The sequence below is a fragment of the Sphaerochaeta halotolerans genome (assembly GCF_003429665.1).
Lineage (GTDB): Bacteria > Spirochaetota > Spirochaetia > Sphaerochaetales > Sphaerochaetaceae > Sphaerochaeta > Sphaerochaeta halotolerans.
Window position 1 is genome coordinate 1 of the sequence record NZ_QUWK01000036.1, and the last position, 1,601, is coordinate 1,601.

Consider the following 1,601-nt stretch of genomic DNA (forward strand, 5'->3'; position numbering starts at 1 on the left):
CCCGCCCCCCTCCCGGGTGGCGCTCGGTCAACTTACCCGATTTGCCGCCTGTCAGTCAAGGCCTTTCGGGCCTTTTCCCCAAAGCTCCCTGCGAAGCTTTCCCGGCGGCCGGCGTAGGCCGACAAGAAGTGACTATACAGGACTTCCCTTTTACTGTCCAGTAGCTTTGGGAAAATCATGTGAGAAATCAAAAATCATTACTATTTCCCAAGTATATTACGTATTGATACACCTAATCATGTCATTTCAAGATCAAATTAGATGCTCTAATATGAGAAAAAATATTTGAAATTCTTTTTGAAATTATATCTTTTTGGTTTTCGATTGTCCCAAAAAGAGGAAAAGAGAAACCATCAAACCATACAATGCTATAAAAAGAATAACGTGCATGATGCTAAATAGAGAGCCAAACACAAAGAACACGAGCATCGCATGCAGATCTGTTGCCAGGCTGATAAAAGAATGAAAGGTATCAATACCCCAGGGCAAGCCATGGACTCAGGAGGCGTTGCCTCCTTTTCTGCCCAAAGGGGCGTGGTATCTCACCTTGCTTTCCCGGCACTCGCTCGGGAATGAATGGACAGTCGCCATTGGTTTTCAATACTCTGTTGAACCATATACTATCGGATAACACCGGTTGAAGAAAGAAATAGAAAGGGAGGAAGAACACCTGGCCAAACAAAGGAGATTGGAATAATTAGGAGAAGCACTACATATACGTGACTACGTTTCTTAGGAATGTACCTAGGAGCATCTTGCACCAAGAAGGGCGAGGCAACAACTATTGAGGCTGTGCCCATTCATCTTCCATAGTCAGCCCCGGAGGAAAACGCTTCAGTTGTCCCCATGCAAGAAAGCCCAGTGCATATACAAAGAATGTGGAAAGGGAAACTAATCAGATTGTAAAACAGAGCGTTCTCAGCACCCCTGAAAGTATCAAGAGATACCTACAACCCAACAATCAGCAAGCACCCCACTGGGAATCTACAGGAGCACCACAGGAATCGACCAAATTGCGAGCAACAGGGATATTCCCGCCTTACTGAACAAAAAGGGATATACTGGGTAAACCAGAATGAAAGGCTTCAATACCTCAGGGCAAGCCATGAACCCAGGAGGCGTTGACTCCTTTTCCGCCCCAAGGGACGGGGTATCTCACCGTACTTTCCCTGCACTCGCTCGGGAGAAGAACCATCATGATGGTTCCTTTCCTCTCGCTCCGTTGGGGAATCAGATTCTGCATTCCCTTATACAAAATCAACCGTATTGAAAAAAAGAAAAATCCGGCGGCTACCTACTCTCCCACGGCTGACCGTAGTACCATCGGCGTGAGGGTGCTTAACTTCCGTGTTCGGGATGGGAACGGGTGTGTCCACCCTGCTGTGGCCACCGGATCAATTCCAACACTTGGTTGCAGGTCTTCACATGCAACGAGTCTTGGCAGTCCAATAAAACTGTAAGAACAAACAAAAAAGCAAAAAAGCAAAAAAAGGGCCCGGCGGCTACCTACTCTCCCACGGTTGCCCGTAGTACCATCGGCGTGAGGGTGCTTAACTTCCGTGTTCGGGATGGGAACGGGTGTGTCCACCCTGCTGTGGCCA

1 protein-coding gene and 2 rRNA genes are annotated in these 1,601 nt (G+C 47.7%); 1 reads left to right on the top strand and 2 read right to left on the bottom strand.

All coding sequences use genetic code 11. The annotated features are described in order from the left end of the window. Nucleotides 1–1,075: 1,075 nt before the first annotated feature. On the top strand, nt 1,076–1,270 hold the full coding sequence (locus DYP60_RS14085) for a hypothetical protein (protein ID WP_133299359.1): 195 nt from the start codon (nt 1,076–1,078) through the stop codon (nt 1,268–1,270). A gap of 11 nt (nt 1,271–1,281) precedes the next feature. On the opposite strand, the gene rrf (DYP60_RS13840) is transcribed toward DYP60_RS14085, so the two are convergent. Together rrf (DYP60_RS13840) and rrf (DYP60_RS13845) are read right to left on the bottom strand one after the other, a co-directional pair. Further along, nucleotides 1,282–1,394 (bottom strand): 5S ribosomal RNA (gene rrf, locus DYP60_RS13840). A 99-nt stretch (nt 1,395–1,493) separates the two neighbouring features. Further along, a 5S ribosomal RNA gene (gene rrf, locus DYP60_RS13845) occupies nt 1,494–1,601 on the bottom strand; the annotation flags it as partial.